Origin of the sequence: Hymenobacter fodinae, from assembly GCF_004745825.1 — a bacterium.
In the GTDB taxonomy this organism is placed as follows: Bacteria; Bacteroidota; Bacteroidia; order Cytophagales; family Hymenobacteraceae; genus Hymenobacter; species Hymenobacter fodinae.
This window is the reverse complement of the sequence record NZ_SRLA01000006.1, coordinates 42,011-61,704: the sequence shown is the minus strand read 5'-3', so window position 1 is coordinate 61,704 and position 19,694 is coordinate 42,011. Positions and strand designations below refer to the sequence as shown.

The 19,694-nt window shown below is 59.3% G+C and carries 15 protein-coding genes; 9 read left to right on the top strand and 6 right to left on the bottom strand.

The window, feature by feature from the left end; genetic code table 11:
• The first annotated feature begins 249 nt into the window (after nt 1-249).
• On the top strand, nt 250-4,917 hold the full coding sequence (locus EU556_RS22695) for an Ig-like domain-containing protein (RefSeq protein ID WP_135436537.1): 4,668 nt from the start codon (nt 250-252) through the stop codon (nt 4,915-4,917).
• Between the two features lie 139 nt (nt 4,918-5,056).
• On the opposite strand, the gene EU556_RS22690 is transcribed toward EU556_RS22695, so the two are convergent.
• Entirely contained in the window at nt 5,057-6,103 is a 1,047-nt protein-coding gene (locus EU556_RS22690; protein ID WP_135436536.1) for an LLM class flavin-dependent oxidoreductase, read from the bottom strand.
• Between the two features lie 217 nt (nt 6,104-6,320).
• Between EU556_RS22690 and EU556_RS22685 the strand changes: the two genes are divergently transcribed.
• Both EU556_RS22685 and EU556_RS22680 read left to right on the top strand, forming a co-directional pair.
• On the top strand, nt 6,321-6,962 hold the full coding sequence (locus tag EU556_RS22685) for a sulfite oxidase-like oxidoreductase (protein WP_135436535.1): 642 nt from the start codon (nt 6,321-6,323) through the stop codon (nt 6,960-6,962).
• Nucleotides 6,959-7,702 carry a ferredoxin reductase gene (locus tag EU556_RS22680; RefSeq protein ID WP_135436534.1) on the top strand — a complete coding sequence of 248 codons (744 nt, stop codon included), beginning with the start codon at nt 6,959-6,961 and terminating at the stop codon, nt 7,700-7,702. The genes EU556_RS22685 and EU556_RS22680 overlap by 4 nt, the downstream gene beginning before the upstream one ends.
• A gap of 367 nt (nt 7,703-8,069) precedes the next feature.
• Here the strand turns inward: EU556_RS22680 and EU556_RS22675 are convergent, their stop codons facing one another.
• The 3 genes from EU556_RS22675 to EU556_RS22665 form a co-directional block, all read right to left on the bottom strand.
• On the bottom strand, nt 8,070-8,837 hold the full coding sequence (locus EU556_RS22675; RefSeq protein ID WP_135436533.1) for a YdcF family protein: 768 nt from the start codon (nt 8,835-8,837) through the stop codon (nt 8,070-8,072).
• A 259-nt stretch (nt 8,838-9,096) separates the two neighbouring features.
• The gene (locus EU556_RS22670) at nt 9,097-9,438 is read right to left on the bottom strand and encodes a thioredoxin family protein (protein WP_135436532.1); all 342 of its coding nucleotides are present in this window, start codon (nt 9,436-9,438) and stop codon (nt 9,097-9,099) included.
• 154 nt (nt 9,439-9,592) lie between these two features.
• A complete protein-coding gene (locus EU556_RS22665; protein ID WP_135436531.1) occupies nt 9,593-11,371 on the bottom strand; it encodes a DUF885 domain-containing protein in 1,779 nt (592 codons plus the stop codon).
• Nucleotides 11,372-11,571: 200 nt separating this feature from the next.
• Here EU556_RS22665 and EU556_RS22660 point away from each other — a divergent pair, with 200 nt between their 5' ends.
• From EU556_RS22660 to EU556_RS26575, 4 genes are all read left to right on the top strand, one after another.
• Entirely contained in the window at nt 11,572-12,759 is a 1,188-nt protein-coding gene (locus EU556_RS22660) for a lactonase family protein (RefSeq protein WP_135436530.1), read from the top strand.
• A gap of 10 nt (nt 12,760-12,769) precedes the next feature.
• The gene (locus EU556_RS26205) at nt 12,770-12,934 is read left to right on the top strand and encodes a hypothetical protein (RefSeq protein ID WP_167855692.1); all 165 of its coding nucleotides are present in this window, start codon (nt 12,770-12,772) and stop codon (nt 12,932-12,934) included.
• A gap of 13 nt (nt 12,935-12,947) precedes the next feature.
• On the top strand, nt 12,948-13,442 hold the full coding sequence (locus EU556_RS22655; protein WP_135436529.1) for a hypothetical protein: 495 nt from the start codon (nt 12,948-12,950) through the stop codon (nt 13,440-13,442).
• A 93-nt stretch (nt 13,443-13,535) separates the two neighbouring features.
• Nucleotides 13,536-15,029, top strand: a complete 1,494-nt coding sequence (locus EU556_RS26575) for a DNA/RNA non-specific endonuclease (protein ID WP_135436528.1) — start codon at nt 13,536-13,538, stop codon at nt 15,027-15,029.
• A 167-nt stretch (nt 15,030-15,196) separates the two neighbouring features.
• Here EU556_RS26575 and EU556_RS22645 read toward each other — a convergent pair whose 3' ends face one another.
• Nucleotides 15,197-15,979: an MBL fold metallo-hydrolase gene (locus EU556_RS22645; protein WP_135436527.1), complete on the bottom strand. Its 783-nt coding sequence runs from the start codon at nt 15,977-15,979 to the stop codon at nt 15,197-15,199.
• Between the two features lie 430 nt (nt 15,980-16,409).
• Between EU556_RS22645 and EU556_RS22640 the strand changes: the two genes are divergently transcribed.
• Together EU556_RS22640 and EU556_RS22635 are read left to right on the top strand one after the other, a co-directional pair.
• Nucleotides 16,410-17,573 carry an MFS transporter gene (locus EU556_RS22640; protein WP_135436526.1) on the top strand — a complete coding sequence of 388 codons (1,164 nt, stop codon included), beginning with the start codon at nt 16,410-16,412 and terminating at the stop codon, nt 17,571-17,573.
• Nucleotides 17,574-17,640: 67 nt separating this feature from the next.
• Nucleotides 17,641-18,741, top strand: coding sequence for an AI-2E family transporter (locus tag EU556_RS22635; RefSeq protein WP_135436525.1), 1,101 nt, complete (start codon nt 17,641-17,643; stop codon nt 18,739-18,741).
• A gap of 62 nt (nt 18,742-18,803) precedes the next feature.
• Here the strand turns inward: EU556_RS22635 and EU556_RS26790 are convergent, their stop codons facing one another.
• Nucleotides 18,804-19,691: a nuclease A inhibitor family protein gene (locus EU556_RS26790; RefSeq protein ID WP_167855691.1), complete on the bottom strand. Its 888-nt coding sequence runs from the start codon at nt 19,689-19,691 to the stop codon at nt 18,804-18,806.
• Between the last annotated feature and the right edge of the window lie 3 nt (nt 19,692-19,694).

Below are 19,694 nucleotides of genomic sequence, written 5' to 3'. Positions count from 1 at the left end.
AGTTTTGCACCTTGCATTTAGGTAATTATTAAGGATACATTAGCACTATTCTAGGCCAGTTTCTGACACTTCTATCTGCCCCGTCAACCTCCTTTATTAGCTACTGCCTCTTACTGGCTAGGCCTCTACTATTCTGAATTCACTTTCGCGGCGAGTCCCCTATTTCCGCCGCTAGCTAGAGTTATCGCGGCTAACCTGCCGCCCTTCCCTTCGCTTTCCGATCCATTTTCCCTTTCAAATCCCACTAGTATGAAAAGAACCTTCTACAAGTATGTCCAACGAGTCCGGTTGAGTTGCCTAGCGCTGTTGGGTGGCCTACTAGCCGCCGCGCACCTCCCAGCGCAGGCCCAGCAGCAACTCGTGTGGGAAGAAAACTTCAACACCACCAGCATTAACCCCAACACCTGGACGTATGACCTCGGCGACGGCTGCGCTCAGGGCGTGTGCGGCTGGGGCAACAGCGAGCTGGAAACCTACACTAACCGCCCCGAAAACGCCCGCGTTGAAAACGGTAACCTAATTATCGAGGCCCGTCGAGAAAATTACCAGGGTAAGCCCTTCACCTCAGCCCGCCTGAAAACCCTGGGCCGCGTGCAGTTTAAGTATGGCACTCTGGAAGCCCGCATCAAAGTACCCAATCTGCAAAACGGCCTTTGGCCGGCCTTCTGGCTCCTGGGCGCCAGCGGTACCTGGCCCGCCAGCGGAGAAACCGACATTATGGAAATGGGCTCGGCGGCGGCCATCAAAGATGGCGTCATCAACCGCCGGGTGGGTGGGGCCACGCACTGGCAAAACGCCGGTCAGCACGCTTCCTACGACCGGTACTTCGACAGTCCCACGGACCTTACCAACGACTACCACGTGTACCGCATGACCTGGGACAGCCAGCTCATCCGCATGTTCATCGACGACCACGAGTACTACGCCATCGACATTTCGAAGGGCGCCGCTGCCGACTTAGAGGAGTTTCATAAGGCCCAGTACATTCTGCTAAACTTAGCCGTAGGCGGCCAGTACACCGGCATTTACGGCACTGAGGGCATCACAGCGCCCCTACCGGGTCAGATGCAGGTAGACTACATTCGGCTGTACCAGAGCCCTGGCGACGAGCTATACCTGGGCACCAACAACGGCATTGCCGGGGACTTCGGTATCTACACCGAGAACCCCGCCATCACGCAGCGTCTGGCTTACGGGCAGGATGCCAACCTTTACATCTGGAACAACCTGACCAACATCACCTCCCCTACCCCAACCCCTTTTGAAGGGCAGGAGGTGCTGGCCCTGCGCGCCAACCCCGGCAACTGGTTTGGCATGGGCGTAGATAACCAGGTAAAAAACTTAGTGGCCTTTGATAAGGGCTCATTAAAGCTTCAGTTCAAAACCTCCTATGCTGGGCAGTTCAAGTTCGGGATTAAGTCGGGGGCGGGTGAGAGCTGGGTTGATTTCCCGGCCGGCACCTCGCGCTTCGGACTGGTGCGCGATGGGCAGTGGCACGAAGTAGTGATTCCGATGTCGGCCTTCAACAATGGCGACCTGGGCTCGGTAACGGCTACGTTCATGTTTGCCGGTGATGCACCCGGTAGTGCCGCCGACTTCTACTTCGATAACATCTACTACAGCGGCGGCGTGGCCACCAACCCCGCTCCTACCGTCAGCCTAACCTCCCCAGCTAATGAGGCGCTGATACCTACGCCTGCCACTATCACCCTGACGGCCAAAGCCGCCGATGCTAACGGCTCGGTTACGAAGGTGGAGTTTTACAACGGACCCACGCTGCTGGGCACGTCTACCACCGCGCCCTACAGTGCCACTTGGAACAACGTGGCTCCTGGCACCTACACGCTCACGGCCAAAGCTACCGACAACGAAGGTGTAACGACTACCTCCGCCCCAATTACGGTGTTTGTGGCGGCGCCCAACAACACGGCTCCCACAGTTTCGATAACCGCCCCTACGGCCAGCACCAGCTTCACCACCCCGGCTACCATCAACCTAGCCGCCACTGCCGCCGATGCCGACGGCTCGGTGTATAAAGTGGAGTTTTACAACGGCCAAACCTTGCTCAGCACCGATTACAGCAGCCCATACACCTACACCTGGAGCGGGGTAGCGGCGGGCACTTACACGCTCACGGCTAAGGTGACAGATAACGGCAAGCTCGTAACCAATTCAGCTCCAGTGACCATCACGGTGAAGAGCAACGTCATTGCCGGGCCCAACTTCGGGGTGTATACCGAAAATGCCCAAGTAACAGAGAAGCTGGCATTCGGCCAGGATGCCGATTTGTACCTGTGGAACAACCTCAGCAACATTCCTTCCCCCACGCCCTACGAGGGCTCTGATGTGCTGGCCCTGCGCGCGGGTGCCGGTAATTGGTTTGGGTTTGGCATTGCCAACAGCGTCAAGAATCTGGCAGCTTTCTCAAATGGCTCCCTGAAATTCCACTTCAAGACTACCTACGCCGGGCAGTTTAAAGTGGGCGTGAAAAGCGGCACCGAAGGCTGGGTTGATTTCGCGCCCGGCGCCACGCAGTACGGGCTGGTGCGCGACGGGCAGTGGCACGAGGTGACCATTCCGCTCAAAGCCTTCGGCAACCTCGACTGGACCGCCCTGGAGCAGGCCTTCATGTTTGCCGGTGATGCCCCCAGCGCCCAGGCCGACTTCTACTTTGACAACGTATACTACAACTCGGCGCCCGTAACGGTGCCGCCCGTGACGTACTGCGCCACCGCCGCCAGCGGCGACTACAGCTACGCAGCTACTACGGTGGGCAACAACGTCAACTTTGTGTTTCACCCCCTGGGTGCCACGGCCGGCGGCAACTTGGCCATCATCTACGTGAATGGCCCCGGCTACAGCATGACGAAAAACTCGGTGGGTGACTTCACTTACTCGCTGCCCAACCAGACGGCCGGCCAAGCCCTCAACTTCTACTTTACTTACCAAGTAGGAGCCGGCGGTGGTGAAAAGAACTCGGCGGCCGCGCCCCACTCCTACACGGTAGGCACGGTGTGCAGCGATGCGCCCGCCCCTTCTGCCCCGACCGTCAGCCTGACCTCGCCCGCGGCTTCGGCTACGTTTGCTGCGCCAGCTACTATTACCCTCACGGCTAATGCCGCCGATGCCGATGGTACCATCAGTAAGGTAGAGTTCTATCAGGGTACCACCCTGCTTAGCACGGCTGCGGCGGCACCCTACAGCTTCTCTTGGAGCAATGTAGCGGCAGGCAGCTACTCGCTCACCGCTAAAGCCTTCGACAACAGTGGCCTAGCCACTACCTCGGCACCTGTAGCAATAACCGTAACGGGTACTACGCCCGGCGGTGACACCGGCGGCTACTGCGGCACGGCGGCCAACGGTGACTTTAGCTGGAAGGCCGTAACTACTGGGACCGATGTTGCCTTCACGTTTCACCCGCTGGGGGCAACGGCTGGGGGCAACCTGGTTATCTTGTACATCAATGGCGGTGGCTACGGCATGACCAAGAACTCCGTTGGTGACTTTACCTACACGGCGCGCGGACAGGCCGCCGGCTCAGTACTCAGCCTGTACTTTACCTACCAAGTAGGCCCCAATGGCCTGGAGCGCAACACCGCTGACGCCAAGGTGAGCTACACGGTAGGCGCTTCCTGTGGCACTGCCCCGGTAAATACGCCGCCTACAGTTAGCCTTACGTCACCCACGGCTTCGGCCACATTTGCTGTGCCAGCTAGCATTACGCTCAAGGCCTCGGCCGCTGACACTGATGGCACCATCAGTAAAGTAGAGTTCTTCCAGGGCACCACCTTGCTGGGCTCGGCTACAACGGCGCCCTACAGCTTCCAGTGGAACAACGTGCCTGTAGGCAGCTATGCCCTCACGGCTAAAGCCACCGATAATGGTGGCCTAGCCACTACCTCGGTGCCGGTGAACGTTACGGTGGCCTACGCCGATGAAGATGGCGACGGCTACCCCTCCAACGAGGACTGCGACGACCTCAACCCCGCCGTGCACCCTGGCCTGGTGTTCTATGCAGATGCTGATGGCGACGGATTCGGGAACAGCTCAGCTCCTACCATCACGGCCTGTCTCACGCCAGCTGGGTACGTGCTGAAAGGCGGTGACTGCAACGACCAGGACGCCAGCATCAACCCCGCTGCGAAAGACGTATGCGGCCAGGACCGCAACTGCGACGGTAAGCTGGATTTGCCCGCCCAAGCCGCTCCAACCATTGCCGTGAAGCCCACTTCTGCGGTGTACACTGGCGGCAGCGCCCAGACCATCTATCTGGGCTACGGCTCCCAGAGCGTGACCCTCACGGCCTCGGCTACAGGTGCGGCTTCCTATACCTGGAGCCCGGCCACTGGCCTAGGCGCGACTACCGGCGCCAGCACGGTGTTTACACCTAAATCAGCGGGTAGCTACACGTTGCAGGCTACGGCCAAAAACGCAGCGGGCTGCACCGCTACGGCTTCCGTTACCATTACGGTTGTCGACGTACGTGCCGGCAAGAAGGGCGAAAAAGTAGTGGTTTGCCATAACGGGATGCGTATCGAGGTTGAAGCCGCCGATGCCGCCGACCACTTAAAGCACGGCGACAATTTGGGCATCTGCGGGGCGGTTAACGCAACGGCAGAATCCAGCGCCTATTTAGCGGGTCAGTCAGCTGGTTCTACTGCTGAGGTGATGCTTTACCCTAACCCGGCTCAAGACCACAGCCGCCTGGAAGTTACCCTGGCGCAGGATGGCCAGTACACGCTGAGCATCTATGACCTGAAGGGCACTCTGGTGAAGCACGTAAGCACTGGCCTAGGCACCCGCGGTCAGCACCTAACCTACGACTTGAACGCCCGCGAGCTTGCCGATGGTATCTACCTCGTGCGTCTGGTGACGAGCAAAGAAGTTCAGAACAAACGCCTAGCTATTCATCACTAGGTCAGTAGGCTTTCGAACACAAACAAAAGGCCCCAGCCAAATGGCTGGGGCCTTTTGTTTGTAAGCCAATTATTGAAGCATCTCCAATTCATCTAGCTCACCTCTACTTTTTGGAGCGGGGGCGGGGGAGAGGCGCCCGCTAGGCCACTTCTCCGCTCACCAGCTCTGGCGTAGATGCTGGCTTGCCTTTCAGCTCAGCCAAGATTTCGTAGGAGCGCACGCGGGCGGCGGGGTCGTAGATATGCGATACTACCATCAGCTCCTTCACCTGGGTTTTGGCCACGAAGTCATTGAGTTGACGGGTGATTTTCTCAGGCCCACCGATGAACACGTAGGTCATCATCTGGCGCACGGCGGCTTCCTCCATATCACTCCAGCGGCCATTCATGGTGTCAATAGGCGGCTGCAGGGGCGACGAGGTACCCCGAATGATGTTCAGGGCAAACATATAGAACGAGGTAGCCAGACGCTCTGCCTCCTCATCGGTGTCAGCGGCAATTACGTTGATGCAGGCCATGGCGTACGGCTCAGCCAATTGCTCGGAGGGCCGGAAGCTGCTACGATACAGGCGTAGCGCCTCGTGTAGGTAGGTGGGCGCAAAGTGGCTGGCGAAGGCAAACGGCAGGCCCAGCATACCCGCCAGCTGGGCGCTGTAGGTGCTGGAGCCCAGCAGCCACACCGGAATATCGAGCCCCTCGGCCGGCACGGCCCGCACACGGCCATTGCGGTTTTCAGCCGACAGATAAAGCTGCAACTCCTGCACGTTCTCGGGGAAGTCGTTGACCGACCCGCGCGCATCGCGGCGGAGGGCCATGGCCGTAACCTGGTCGGTGCCGGGGGCGCGGCCCAAGCCCAGGTCAATGCGGCCGGGGTACAGGGTCGCCAACGTCCCGAACTGCTCGGCAATGACCAGCGGGGCGTGGTTGGGCAGCATAATGCCGCCCGAACCCACGCGAATGCGGCTGGTACCGCCGGCAATGTGCCCGATTAGGATGGACGTGGCCGAGCTAGCAATGCTGGCCATGTTGTGGTGCTCGGCCAGCCAGTAGCGCTGGAAGCCCCACTCCTCTACCCGGCGCGCCAGCTCCAGGCTATGACGGAAGGTGTCGGCGGGCGTGTGGCCGGCCAAAATGGGGGCCAGATCGAGCACCGAGAAAGGTATATCGGCGAGTGACGTAGTGGTCATGTTCGTGAATTCTAATAAGTGAAAAGCTGCTTCTGGCCGGCGGTTATCTACTCGGGGCAACAGCCGCCGCTTAGGGCTGCAGCAAGCTTGATAAGCCTCGCCATTGCAGTTGGGTAAAACCCAGCCGCCCGTTAAAAGGTTTGTGCTCAGCTTGGCGCTACCTGTCTCTGCGTATATTAGCTCACCTAGTGCCGTGCTTCCTTATTCCTTCTAAGTCATGCAGAACTCCTTCTTCAACCGGGGCTTCCAGCGCAAGCGGCCCGCCCCTACCGGCCACGTGCTACCACCGGGCCAATACGAAACCAAGGATTTTCCGGTGCTGAGCGCCGGCCCCACACCCCGCATCAACATGGCGCAGTGGTCGTTTGGCGTTGATGGATTGGTGCAGGCGCCCCAGAAGTGGAGCTGGCAGGAATTCAACGATTTGCCCCAGCAAGATCTCACCGTAGACATTCACTGCGTCACGCAATGGTCGAAATTTGGCACAGTATGGCAGGGCGTAAGTCTCGATACGCTGCTGGATGCTGCCCAGCCCACCCCCGAGGCCCGCTACGTAATGGCCCACTGCTACGGCGGCTATACCACCAACCTCCCGCTGGCCGACCTGCGCGGCGGCAAAGCCTTCATTGGGCTGATCTATGACGGCAAACCACTGGCGCCCGAGCACGGTGGCCCGGCCCGCTTGGTAGTGCCCCACCTCTACTTCTGGAAAAGCGCCAAGTGGATTCAGCGCCTGGAACTGCTCGCCGAAGACAAACCGGGCTTCTGGGAGCGGGCCGGCTATAGCATGTACGGCGACCCGTGGAAGGAGCAGCGCTACCGCGACGATGACGAAGACTTAGCTGCCCAGGCCCAATGAGTGGCCTAGCCTGGCAGGTGGGCACCGTGGTGTCCATTACTACCGAAACGCCTCACGCTAAAAGCTTTACCCTAAGTTTACCCCAGTGGCACCGGCACCGGGCCGGCCAGCACTACACCCTGCGCCTCACCGCCCCCGATGGCTACCAGGCCCAACGCAGCTATTCCATTGCCTCGCCCCCAGAGCAAACCGGCGAGGTGGCCTTCACCGTGGAGCTCATTGAGGAAGGCGAAGTATCAGGCTACCTGTTTGATGGCGTGCAGGTGGGTGACCAGTTAGAAGTGCGCGGCCCCATTGGGGGCTATTTCGTGTGGGATGCTACGCCTCAGGCTGGCCCCTTGCTGCTAGTCGCGGGCGGCTCGGGCGTGGTGCCGCTCATGTGCATGCTGCGCCACCGCCAGCGTAGTGGCCTACGCAACCCCACCGTGCTGCTATACAGCGTCCGGACGCCGGAGGAGGTCATTTACCAGCAGGAGTTGCTAGCCATGGCCCAGGCTGACCCATCGTTTTCGCTGGTGCTGACCTATACCCGGCAATCCCCGGCAGGCTGGACCGGCAACCAGCGCCGCCTCGATGCGGCTATGCTGCAGGAGGCGGTAGGCCAGCTGCCAACGTCGCCGCAGTGCTTTATCTGTGGGCCCACTGGGCTAGTGGAAAGTGCCGCTACCCTACTTGCGCAACACCTGCAGGTACCGACCGCAGCTATTCACACTGAGCGCTTTGGCCCTTCAGGCACCTAGCGGGAAATGGGGTGCGACAGGGTAATTCTGGAGGGTGAAAATAATTTGCACTCGCTTAAAACCATGTAGCTACTTATATTCGTAAGATGTCGTGACCTGAGTAACTACCAACACCTATGCTGCCTCCATGCCCCACAAAACCGGCAACGCCTTCCCCTATTAGGCGGGCCCTCGAACTAGACCGCTACATGCAACAGCTGCTGGAGCACCAAGCCAAACAGCTGGCCGGCACTCCTGGCTGGCCTCAAGAAGCTTCCTGCGTGTACGAACAGCTTCTGCAGCAGATTGAGGAAGATTTGAAGGGCTAACTCTCTCGCCCCTGCGTAGTGCTAGTAAAAGCCGGTCTTACTGACCGGCTTCTTTTTTGCTACAGGTAGCCCAGCAAACAGTACACACCGTAGCCCACCATTTCATGAATCAGCACGCTCCACAGGCGGGGGGCATCATCACTGGGCACTAGCCAGTAGGAAAGCGTCGGGCGGCGGTCGGTGGAGTAATAGGAAGCCGGAAAAGCTGCTGGCTGTAGGCCTACCTTCCGGAAGCAGCCCAGGGCGCGGCGCTCGTGGAAGGCCGAAGTGACTAAGACCAGCGACTTGATATCGGGATGCTGAGCGAGCAGGGCCTTGGTGTTGAGCGCGTTTTCGTGGGTGTTGCGGCTCTTATTTTCCAGCAAAATGTCCTGGGTTGGCACGCCCGCCAGGCGCAACAAAATGCGCAGTTCCTCCGCCTCCGAGCGCGCTACCTCCGTCCCGATGGCCCCGGAACCTCCCGACACTATGATTTTGCGGATGCGCCCGGCCCGGTAGAGCCACAGCGTGTGCAGGAGCCGGTCGGCGCCCTGGTTCACGTACACCCTATCGTGCGGCGACTTTGTAACGCTGGTAATACCGGTCAGGAGCACACCCGCATCGCGGTGGCCTAGCGCCGACAACGGTTTGGGCGGAATCTCCCAGGCTAATAATGCCTCATTCACGAGGGCATTGTTGGTGAGCACCACCGCCAAGCCAAAAGCTGCCAGTAGCAGCCGGGTACCCCATTTAGTGTGCCGTAGCATCAGCGCCAGCAAAAGCAGCCCGATGAACCACAGCATCGGCGACAAGACAAAGTCCAGAACTTTAGACAGGAAAAAGAACATGTCGCAAAGCTACCAGGAACCATCCTACCCGAGCCAGCACCACTCCTTCCGGCACCATACGCCGTAAGGCTTTGCCCATGCCCGCTTACTACTGGCCTAGCGCCGCGCAGGCTGGCATCTGGTTCGGCACCTATCAAAGCCAGCGCAGCAATACTTCGAAAGGGTTAGAAAAACAGGAATAACAGAGCCAGCATGGCCAACATGGCGAGGAGGGCCAGCAAGTCTTTGTGGATGCGCAGTTGCACAGAACGTTACGGCGCTACAGGACCGGTGCTTCATCAGTGCACGCCTGCAGGGTTTCCAGCATGGCCAGCACTTCTTCTTCTGTTTTCAAAGTATCGCACTCCACAATCCGGCCGCGGCAGTAGGCCACAAAGAAGGGGGCTACACGCTCATCCATCAGCTTTTTAGCTACGGGGTTTTCATCAGAGTCAAGCCGCAAGAAGGTGGTGCGGAAGCGAGGGTCGTTGGCGAATTTCTCGAACGGCGGGGCCAACAGCTTACAGATGGTGCAATCGGCGGAGGTGAACTTGGCAATGACGCGGGGGAAGTCGTGAATTAGAGTGCGCAGGCCGGTATCGTTGGTATCAATGACTTTCATAGGCGGGCTACAAAGGAAGCTGATAAGGTGTGTTGGTAGTATCTCTCATTCGGTGAACAGAGAGAAAAGTTCATGCGCAGACACAAAAACAGCCCCGGAAAATTCCTTCCGGGGCTGTTTTTTCTGTAGCATCTATGTATCTACCTGATAGTCATTACTTGGCCAGCATCATCTGCCGGATGTATTTCACGGGGGCACTGCCGTAGCTCAGGAAATGCTCATTAAATGCCTTCAGGTCGAACTTATCAGCGTCGCGTTTTTTCAGCTCCTCACGCAGCTCGTAAATGGCGGTGTAGCCGGTGAAGTAGCTGCTGAGCTGCACCTGGCTCAGGGTAGCGCGCAGCCACTTGCCGCGAGCCTCGGCGTCTTCCTGAAACCCATCGCGCAACAGCATGGCCACGGCCGCCTGCTCCGAGATGTTGTTAACGTGCACCTCGTGGTCGAGGATGGTATTCAGGGTCACGCGCATATTCCACTTGTCCCAGGCCAGCCAGATTTCGTCGGTATTGCCGCCGTAGCCGCTTTCCAGCATCATGCGCTCGGCGTACACGGCCCAGCCCTCAATCATGGCGCCGTTACCGAAAATGGCCTTTATTAGTGAGGGACTGCGGTTGGCGTACACGAGCTGAGTATAGTGCCCCGGAATGGCCTCGTGGATGTTCAGGATTTGCAGCGTATACTGGTTGTACTCGCGCAGGTAGCTTTCGGCCTTCGCCGCCGGCCAGCTGGTTAGGGGCTCCACGTTGTAGTAAGTATCGGCGGCCTTGTCGTAGGGGCCGGGGGCCGATACGCTAGCCCCGGCGCCGCTGCCCCGCATGTACAGCGGGGTTTCGCGCACTACCAAGGGTTTGGTGGGGTCCTGGGTCAGGAGCTTGTGGTCGTCCACCCACTTCAATAGGGTCGGTATCTGGTCTTTCACGGCCTGCACAAAGCCAGCCTGCGTGGCGTGCTTCTCCGAAAGCTTGGTGAGTACCTGCTTGATGAGGGCTACGGAGTCGGTGGGCTGCGGCTGGCCGGGGAAGTACTTGGGCCAGAGACGTGCGGCGCGCTTGCCCATGTCATGTAGCAACTCTTGCTTGTGCCGCAGCGCCTTCTGGTACACCTGTTCGGCCGAGTACGTCGACTGAATATCGAGGGCAAACTTCCGGTCGAAGAGTGGCTTGCCCAGGCGAAAGGAGCGAAACTTACCAGCCGGCATCACCTCCTGCTGCAGGAAGCGCACGTAGTTCTCCATCACGAGACGCGTGGTGGCAATGCGGTCGGTGAGGTCTTTTTTCTCCTTCGCCGAGAGTCCCGATTTTGCTACTGAATCTTGCAGCGCCTTCCCGAACACCTCTAGGCCACCCTTGTTCTGATCGATAGCCAGCTTGGTGTGCTCCAATGTGGGCCGCTCCAAGTTAGCTTTGGCAGCTTCGTAGTAGTCGGCGGCGCGGCTAATTTTGGTGCTGATGGAGCGCAGACGACGGTCGAGAGGTTGATAGCGGCCATTTAGGATTTCGGCCACCGAGCCGCCCAGGTTATAGCTGGCCGGGTTCCATTGCCAGGCCCGCAGGGTGTCATCGTAGAAGCGCGCCGACTGCAGGTAGTTCTGCATGAGGCGGTAGTCGGTTTGGTTGTTGACCGACAGGTCTTCGGGCTTGAAGATTTCCATTTCCTTCCAGCGACGGGCAATGGCTGCAGCTTCCGTTTGCCGGCGGCCCGCCGTAGGCACTACCAAGAGCGAGTCGTAGCGGTGGTATCCTTGGGAAGAGGCCCACTCAGGGTTATAGTACCACAACGAGTCGATGAAGCGCTGCTTGTAGCGGTCGAAGTCGGCGTTTACGGTTTCGGGGGTACCGGAGGTGGGCTTGTTGTTGGAGTTGCAGGCGCTGAGGGCCGCTAGGCCACTCAGACCAGCCGCCAGCACCAGGTGAGGAAGAAAAGGTTTGGGCATAAAGGAAGTTAGAGGCGAAATTAGAAGCGCCAAGGTAGCGCACAAGGACGTGGATTGACACGGGGCGTTGCGGCAACTCAAGTAGAATATATCGGCTCTCTAAATGTGAGTTCTATTGCGTATCGTGTACGTTTACGAGCTCTTTACCTTAGCACCTTACCCACGCCTTCCTAAAACTTCCACCGCCAATTTGTTTTCCTATGAGTCTATCCTCCATCAGCCGCCGCCACTTTCTACTCACCCTGGGTACTGGCCTAGCCGGAGCCGCCGTACTGACTGCTTGCGCCCGCACTGGCCTAGGCTCGGCCAACCCTTCTTACTTGGTATATGTAGGTTCCTACGGTCCGGCTGATCAGGAAAACATTGTGCTTTACCGCCTCACGCCCGCCACCGGCGCCCTCACGCGGGTAACTGGGGCCAAGGGTGGCGCGGCCCCCTCCTTCCTGACCGTGGACAGCCGGCACCGCTTCCTCTACGCCGTGAATGAGGTAGATAATTACCAGGGCACGCCCAACGGCGGCGTCAGTGCTTTTGCCATTGACCCCAAAACCGGTGGCCTCACGCTGCTCAACCAGCAGGCTTCGGCCGGTACCATTCCCTGCTACATCAGCCTCGACAAGCAGAACCGCCACGCCCTGGTGGCCAACTACGGCAACGGCACCGTGGCGGCCCTGCCCATTGGCGAAGGTGGAATGCTGCGCCCCGCCTCTTCCGTTGACCAGCACCAGGGCCACGGCCCGCACAAAAACCAGGCAAACGCCCGGGCTCACTGCCTCCTGCCCGACCCCGCCGGCAAGCACTTTTTTGCCGTCGATTTGGGCAACGATACCGTGTACGGCTACACCCTCGATGCCAGTGGCAAGCTTGTAGGCCAGTCGGGGCCGGCGTTTAAGGCCAAGCCGGGGGCGGGGCCGCGCATTCTCACTTTCCACCCCACCCGGCCCCTGGCCTACCTCATCAATGAGCTTGATTCGACGATGACGGCCCTGACCTACGACCCCAGCCGGGGTACGCTCACCGAAATTGAAACGGTGCCCACCCTCCCCGCCAGCTTCACCGAGTGGAACGCCTGCGCCGATGTGCACGTGTCGCCGAACGGGAAGTTTCTCTACGGCTCCAACCGCGGCCATAATAGCCTGGTAGTGTACGCCATTGACGAGAAAAGCGGCCGCCTGCGCCTAGTAGAGCACGTAATGCTGCCCGGCAAAACACCCCGCAGCTTCACCTTCGACCCCACTGGCCGCACCGTGCTGGTGGCGCACCAGCAGTCTAACACCATCGTCACGTACTTCGCCGATGCCAACACCGGCCGCCTCACGCCCACCGGTCAAAGCGTGGAGCTTACGGCCCCGGTGTGCCTGCAAGTGTATCCTGATTTTCTGGCGTAGCTAGGCCAGCATGGGTGCACTAAACTGGGCGCCTACGCGTTGGCTAGGCCAGTCGGGTTGGCAGTCGGTCAACGCCGAAACAACCCGCTGCTCTTCTGAGCGGAGCAAGGAACCTAAATTGTTCTTTCTAATGATTGACCCAGGTTCTTCGCTCCGCTCGGCCGGGCAACTCTAGCTCCTACCTACGCATGAAATTTCTGTATCCGCTGCTACTGGCGTTGCCCTTGTCGTTATCGGCGCAGGAGCCTGGCTCAGTGCGCCGGCTCGATGAAAGCAACGGCTTCCGGGGTATCCGCTTCGGCACGCCCCTCACCGACGCCTTGCATTTACACCTGGTGCAGGATAACGGCGACGAGAAGATCTATGAGCGCACCGACGAGGACCTGCGGCTAGGCCAGTTCTCAGCGTATCGAATTCACTATAAGTTCTTCCGAGGTCAGTTTGCGGCCGTCACAATCATTGTGAAGGGCACTGAACACGCCCAGCAGGTATTGCCCACCTTCCAACAAGTGTATGGCCCCGGCAAGATGGAGGGCTTCAGCTGTAAGTGGCAGGGCCAGCAAGTAGGTCTCTCCTACGCTTCCTGGAGCGCCGATAACGCCATTCTGGCCATGACCAGCTTGCCCCTTACGGTGAAGATGAAGCAGGCCAAAGAAGCCGCAGTCAAACGCACGGGCAAGTAACAACGGCGAGCCTGCACCTCAGAAGCCTGCGGAGTGGCCTAGCGTGCCTGCGTGGCTTCTGCTACATTCGCCCCAGAAACTCACCCGCCGTTTATGCGCCGCATCTCCCCTGTTGTCCTCTCGGGCCTCCTGCTGAGCCTAACCTCCCTAGGCTGTTCTCAAAATTCTCCCGAAACCACTCGCCAGCCAACTTCTGACCTCAGCGGTCCGCCGGCCATTCCGGTGCAGTCGGCGGGCACGGCCGCGCAAAGCCCCGGCCGCTTCCCCGAGACGTTTGAAACGGCTCAAAAGGGCGCCTACGCTACCGGAGATGAAAACTTAGCTTCGGGCTCGTGGCATTTTGAAGATGCCCTGATTGGTTCTTCCGACCAAGACCACAAGAACGGTCAGCAGGCGGCTCGCCTGCGCGACCAAGGGCGGCTGCGCATGAACTTCGACGCCCCACGGGGCGTGCAGGTTATTAAGGTAACCAGCGCGGCCTATGGCACTGACCCCGCCAGCACGTGGGAGTTGTGGGGCAGCATTGACGGGGGGCGCACGTACCGCCGCATTGGGCAGCCCGTGAAAGCCCAGGGCCCGCGGCTGGTGGTCACTACGTTTCAGGGCGGCGCGGCTGGTCCGTTGCGCCTGGAAATCCGCAAGACTGACGGTGGCAAGGGCCGGCTTAACATTGATGATATAACCCTGACGGGGGCCAACGGCGCGAATGTGGCGGGCGGCTCCGTGGTGGGGGCACCCTCTACAACTGCCCCGGCCAGCAGCCCTGCTCCCACTTCTTCTAGCCTGCCCCCGGCCACTACGGCGCGGGCCTCGGCAGTAGTATCGGGCCGCGATGATAACATGGCTCTGGGCAACCCTAGCGGCGCCACCCCCGATGTCAACAACCCCTCCAACTACCTGCTGGTAAAGCCTCAGTACGTAGTGGGCTACAACGCCCAGCGCGGCACGCCCACCTGGGTAAGCTGGCACCTCAACCGGGCCTGGATGGGCTCGGCCCCGCGCCAAGATGATTTCCGGCCCGACCCCGCCCTGCCCCGCCAGTTCTACCAAGTGACGCCCCGCAGCTACAGCGGCTCGGGCTTCGACCGCGGCCACAACTGCCCCTCCGCCGACCGCTCCACGGACCTCGACGACAACTCGGCCACCTTCCTGATGACCAACATGATTCCGCAGGCCGGCAACAACAACCAGCGCACCTGGAGTGGCCTAGAAGAATGGACGCGCAACCAGGTGAAACAGGGCCAGGAGGTGTACGTGCTGATGGGCAGCTACGGCAAGGGCGGCACCGGCCAGAACGGCCGCGTTACCACCATCGACCAGGGCCGCGTAACGGTGCCGGCCCGCGTGTGGAAGGTACTGGTGATACTGCCCGAAGGCTCTAATGACTTGCAGCGCATAGCCTCCGGCCAGGCCCGCATACTAGCGGTAGATACACCCAACGATCAGTCTGTCAGCCCCGAGTGGAGCCAGTACCGGGTAAGCGTGGATGCTATTGAAGCCGCTACTGGCCTAGACCTGCTTAGCAAACTCCCCCTACCCATGCAAGACAAACTAGAAGCCCAGGTAGACACCGGCTCTGTACGCTAATACGACGGGTTGTGTGCCAACAGGCACCGTACTCCTGTAGCCTACCCCTTAACATAGCTAGGCCCCTGTAACTGTTGAACTGGCAGTTTACAGGGGCCTAGTCGTTTAAAGCCTGCCAGCCAAATCAGTTTCTCAGCGGGCAGGTTTTGCAAAGTACATCAGGGAGGTTACTTGGCTGCTGAGTACCAGTTGCGTAGCCGCACATCAATCTTCTTGTTGGCCGTGTTTACGGTCTTTTTGAAGGCAGCCACATCGCTCAAGCCGTTCTGGCCGCGGTAGTGGTACGGGTACACAATGCCCGGTTTGAACGCCAGCACGCCTTGCGCAGCCTGCTGCACATCCATGGTATAGGGCAGGTTCATGCACACGAAGGCCACGTCAATGTTCTTCAGGGCGCGCATTTCAGCAATGTCCTCGGTATCACCGGAGAAATACACGTTTTTGCCGCCCAGGCCTAGTACGTAGCCATTGCCTCGACCTTTGGGGTGCATAGCATCGGGGGCTTCGGGCAGGTTATACATCGGAATAGCGGCCACGTGCATGCCCAGCGTGTCGAGCTGCTGACCGTTGCTGAGCACGCGCACCCGCCCCTTGTATTCAGCCGGCAGCTTCTCCGCTACAGCCGGGGGCACTATCATGAGGGCTTTGCTTACGGGGAGGCTGGCCAGCGTTTTGGGGTCGAGGTGGTCACCGTGGATATCGGTGATTAGTACCACGTCGGGTGCGGCTAACCCAGTGTAGGCTTCGCCGCCTCCGTAAGGGTCTACGTAGATAGTCTTCCCACTCCAGGTAAGCACTACGCTACCGTGCGTGATGGGCTGCACCGTAAGCGGGCCCTGCTTGGTGGTGATTTGGTCGGGGGCAACGCGCGAGGCGGGGGCTGCGGTTTGGGCTGTTGCCTGAGCCGCCGAGGCTAGCAGCGCGGCCGCAAGTATAAAGGTCGATTTCATTTGGTCGAGAGAGGGTGGGAAACGCGTTAAAGCCTAACAGTTTGAGAGAATCAATACCAGAAACCCTCGAACTGTCGAGACCATAACCTACGGGCCCATTATAAGTTTTTGCCGGGCGTCGCTGGCCATTGCTACGCACGTTGTGCCTTATTTCGCTCACAATAAAAATCCATTTTGCTTCCTCACTCAAATCGGCAGTAGTAGCGCTGTTTGCTAAAACGTGTTGGCCCTGCGGCTAACTTCCGCCCTGCCCTACCGTACATCTGGCCTAGCGTACAACCATCGGCAAGCGGTTCTGGTCTCTTTTGCTGATCTTTGCGGGCGCGGCCCCACCGCCTTGCCTCTTTTCCGTTACTCCCACCCATCTTGCCCTGTTGCCGGGCCCGGATGGGTATTTTTTTGCTGTCCGATTTCGCTGTTGCCTTTTGCTATGCTGACTTACTCCCCTGGCTCTGACTTAGTGCACCCCCGCCGCACCTACCGGCTGGCGGTGGCGGCCGCCTTTTTTCTGCAGGGCTTGTGCTTTTCTACCTGGGCGGCCCGCATCCCAACGGTGCAGCAACAGCTAGGCCTCTCCGATACCGAGCTGGGCGGGGTGCTACTGGCCGTTCCGTTTGGCTCCCTGGTGTCTTTGCCGTTATCGGGCTGGTTGGTGGCCCGCCACGGGAGCCGCCTGCTTACAGTACTTGGCTTGTTTCTATACGCAGCCTTCCTACCCTTGCTGGGACTAGCCAGTTCTACGCCCCTACTGATGGTGGCGCTGGTGGTATTTGGGCTGGCCAGCAATATGGCTAACATCAGCATTAATACTCAGGCTGTGGGCGTGGAGGCCGTATATGGCAAGTCCATTATGGCGAGTTTCCACGGGCTCTGGAGCCTGGCTGGTTTCGCGGGGGCAGCCATTGGCACCTTTATGATTTCGCATAACGTATCGCCCCTGCACCATTTTCTGCTGATTACGGGCGTTATCATTGCCGGGGTAGTACTGGTGCGTCCCTACCTGCTGCCCGCCGATGCCCCCCGCGAAGCCGATGCCCCCATTTTTGTGCTGCCCGATAAGTCGTTGCTGCTGCTGGGCGTGTTGGCGTTTTGCTCTCTGCTCTGCGAAGGCACCATGTTCGACTGGAGCGGGGTGTACTTCGGGAAGGTTTTGCACGCCAACCAGGATGTGGTGGGCGTAGGATTTGCCGCCTTTATGAGCACCATGGCCGCCGGACGCTTCATTGCCGACTGGTTCACCGACCGTTTCGGCCGCCAGCGCACCCTCATGCTAAGTGGACTGCTGGAGGCCATCGGCCTGGCTTTGGCGGTGATTTTCCCGAGCGTGCTGCCGGCCACCGTGGGCTTTATGCTGGTGGGGCTGGGGGTATCCTCAGTAGTGCCGCTGGTGTACGGGGCGGCGGGGCGCTCCAAAACCATGTCCCCGGGCGTGGCACTGGCGGCGGTTTCTACGGTGGGCTTCGCTGGGTTTTTGCTGGGGCCGCCTCTCATTGGCTTGGTGGCTGGCATCACGAGCCTGCGCGTTTCCTTCGCCCTAATTGCCGTCATGGGCCTAGCCGTAGCAGCCCTGGCCCGGAAAGCTAGCGTCGAGTAACTGGCTCTTATATAGCAGTCGGACTATCTTATCCGTATTTTTACGCTTCACCGCATTCCGACTGCCCATGCCCGTTGCTCCCTCCGACAATATCTATACCCCGCGGCAGCAATACGTGCTGCTAATCTTGTGCCTGGTGGGGCTGGCTACGCTCATTTTGCTCGGGCTAGGAAGCTATACCACTGCTTTCCTGGGTGCGGGTATTCTGTTTGTGGTGTTCCGGCCGTGGTTTAAGGCCTTGGTTCACCGCCGCGGCTGGAACCGCCAAGCCGTCACCATCGGGCTGCTGGTATTTGCCTTTGTCGTTATAATCCTGCCCTTTTCTGCGCTGAGCTTGATGCTGGTTGACCGCATCCGGCATTACGGTCAAGATACCAGCCAGATTATGACCGTACTGCACACCATTGAGCAGAAAACGGGTTACCGGTTTACTACTGAGCAAAACGTACGCTCACTGCTGCAGCAGAGTGTGAGCTGGATCAGCCAGCGGCTGCCTTCATTGGCGAGTGGCCTGCTGCATTTCGCCGTGGTTATTGGCCTGATGTTGTTCACGCTTTACTTCATGTTTACACAGGAAGCGGGCTTTTTGCGCGGACTGCGTCGCTACCTGCCATTTCGTACCAGCACTCTGCATGAGCTGGGTGAGTCTTTAAAAAACACGGTGAATGCCAATGTGCTCGGGCAAGCGCTCATCTCACTGGTGCAGGCCACGCTTACTGGCCTAGCCTTATGGGTGTTCCAGGTTCCAGATGCGCTGTTCTGGGGCGTGGTAGCCTTTTTCTTGGCATTCATTCCGGTACTCGGCACGCCCTTGGTCTGGGGCCCAGCGGCCATTCTGAAGCTCACCCAAGGTCATACGGGGCAGGGCGTCGGGATTCTACTGGTGGGACTGATTGTCATCATGAACATCGACAACCTATTGCGCATTGTGCTAGCCAAGCGCATGGGTAATATTCATCCGCTCATTACCCTGGCAGGTGTGGTGCTCGGGGTGGAGATTTTCGGCATTCTGGGCCTGGTGCTAGGCCCGCTGCTGCTCTCCTACTTCATTGTGCTCATGCAGGTGTTTGAGCGCGAAAACCAGCTTCGGCCTAAATTCCGGGGCCGCAAGATTGACAACATTCCCCACGTGGAGCCCGATGCTGAGTCAGGCCCTGCAGCGACCTGAAGTTTCAAAAGCCAGAAGGCGCAGAACTGATTCTGCGCCTTCTGGCTTTTGGGCCCGGTGGCCTAGGTTTCCGTCAGCACGGTTTTAAAGCCGGCCAGTTTGCCATCCTCCGTTTTGCCGAAGGCTAGTACTGGCACCTGGGGGCCGCTGCCGAAGCGGTAGACCTGCACATCTTCGAGCTCTTGCTTCAGGAACATCTGCAGAGCCTTGAAACGGTTAGCCAGCGCAGCATCGCCAAGCACGCCTTTGTCGGCGGTATGGTTGCGCAGGAAATAAGTCAGCTCCTGCTTCTCCACTTTCGTATCGGCAGGTTGCCCGGCGAGCTTCGCCAGCTCCGCATCAGTCAGGCTACCGCTGGGTGCGGGAAAGCTCACGGCTTCCAGCGGCGCATCCGACTCACTTACAAAATACAGCCCCTTGGTGAGCTGCTGCAACTGGCCTAGTGCGGCATTGGGGGCTGCGGTGGAAGTAGCAGAAGCAGTTGGCTCGTTAGCTTCCTCAGTTTCGCGGCCTCCCTTAGTATCTAGCGCAGCTACCCGAGCTGCCCCGGTGGCACCGGGCACCTGGGCGCTGATGGCAGCGGCCAGTTCCTTCATACGCGCTTCCGCCACCTTGATTTTGGGGTTAGCAAAGTTCATGTCCGACACGTTGTTCATCGGAATGAGGTGGATGTGGGCGTGGGGCACCTCTAGGCCTATCACGGCCACCCCAATGCGCCGGCACGGCACGGCCGCCTGCACGCCCTTGGCTACGCGCTGGGCAAACTGGTGCAGGGCTGCCAGCTCGGCCGGAGGCAAATCAAAAATATAGTCGACCTCTTTCTTCGGAATAACTAAGGTGTGGCCTTCCACTAGCGGCGTAATGTCCAGAAAGGCTAAGTGTTGCTCGTCTTCGGCCACCTTGTAAGCAGGCAGCTCGCCGGAAACGATGCGGGAGAAGATGGAGGGCATATG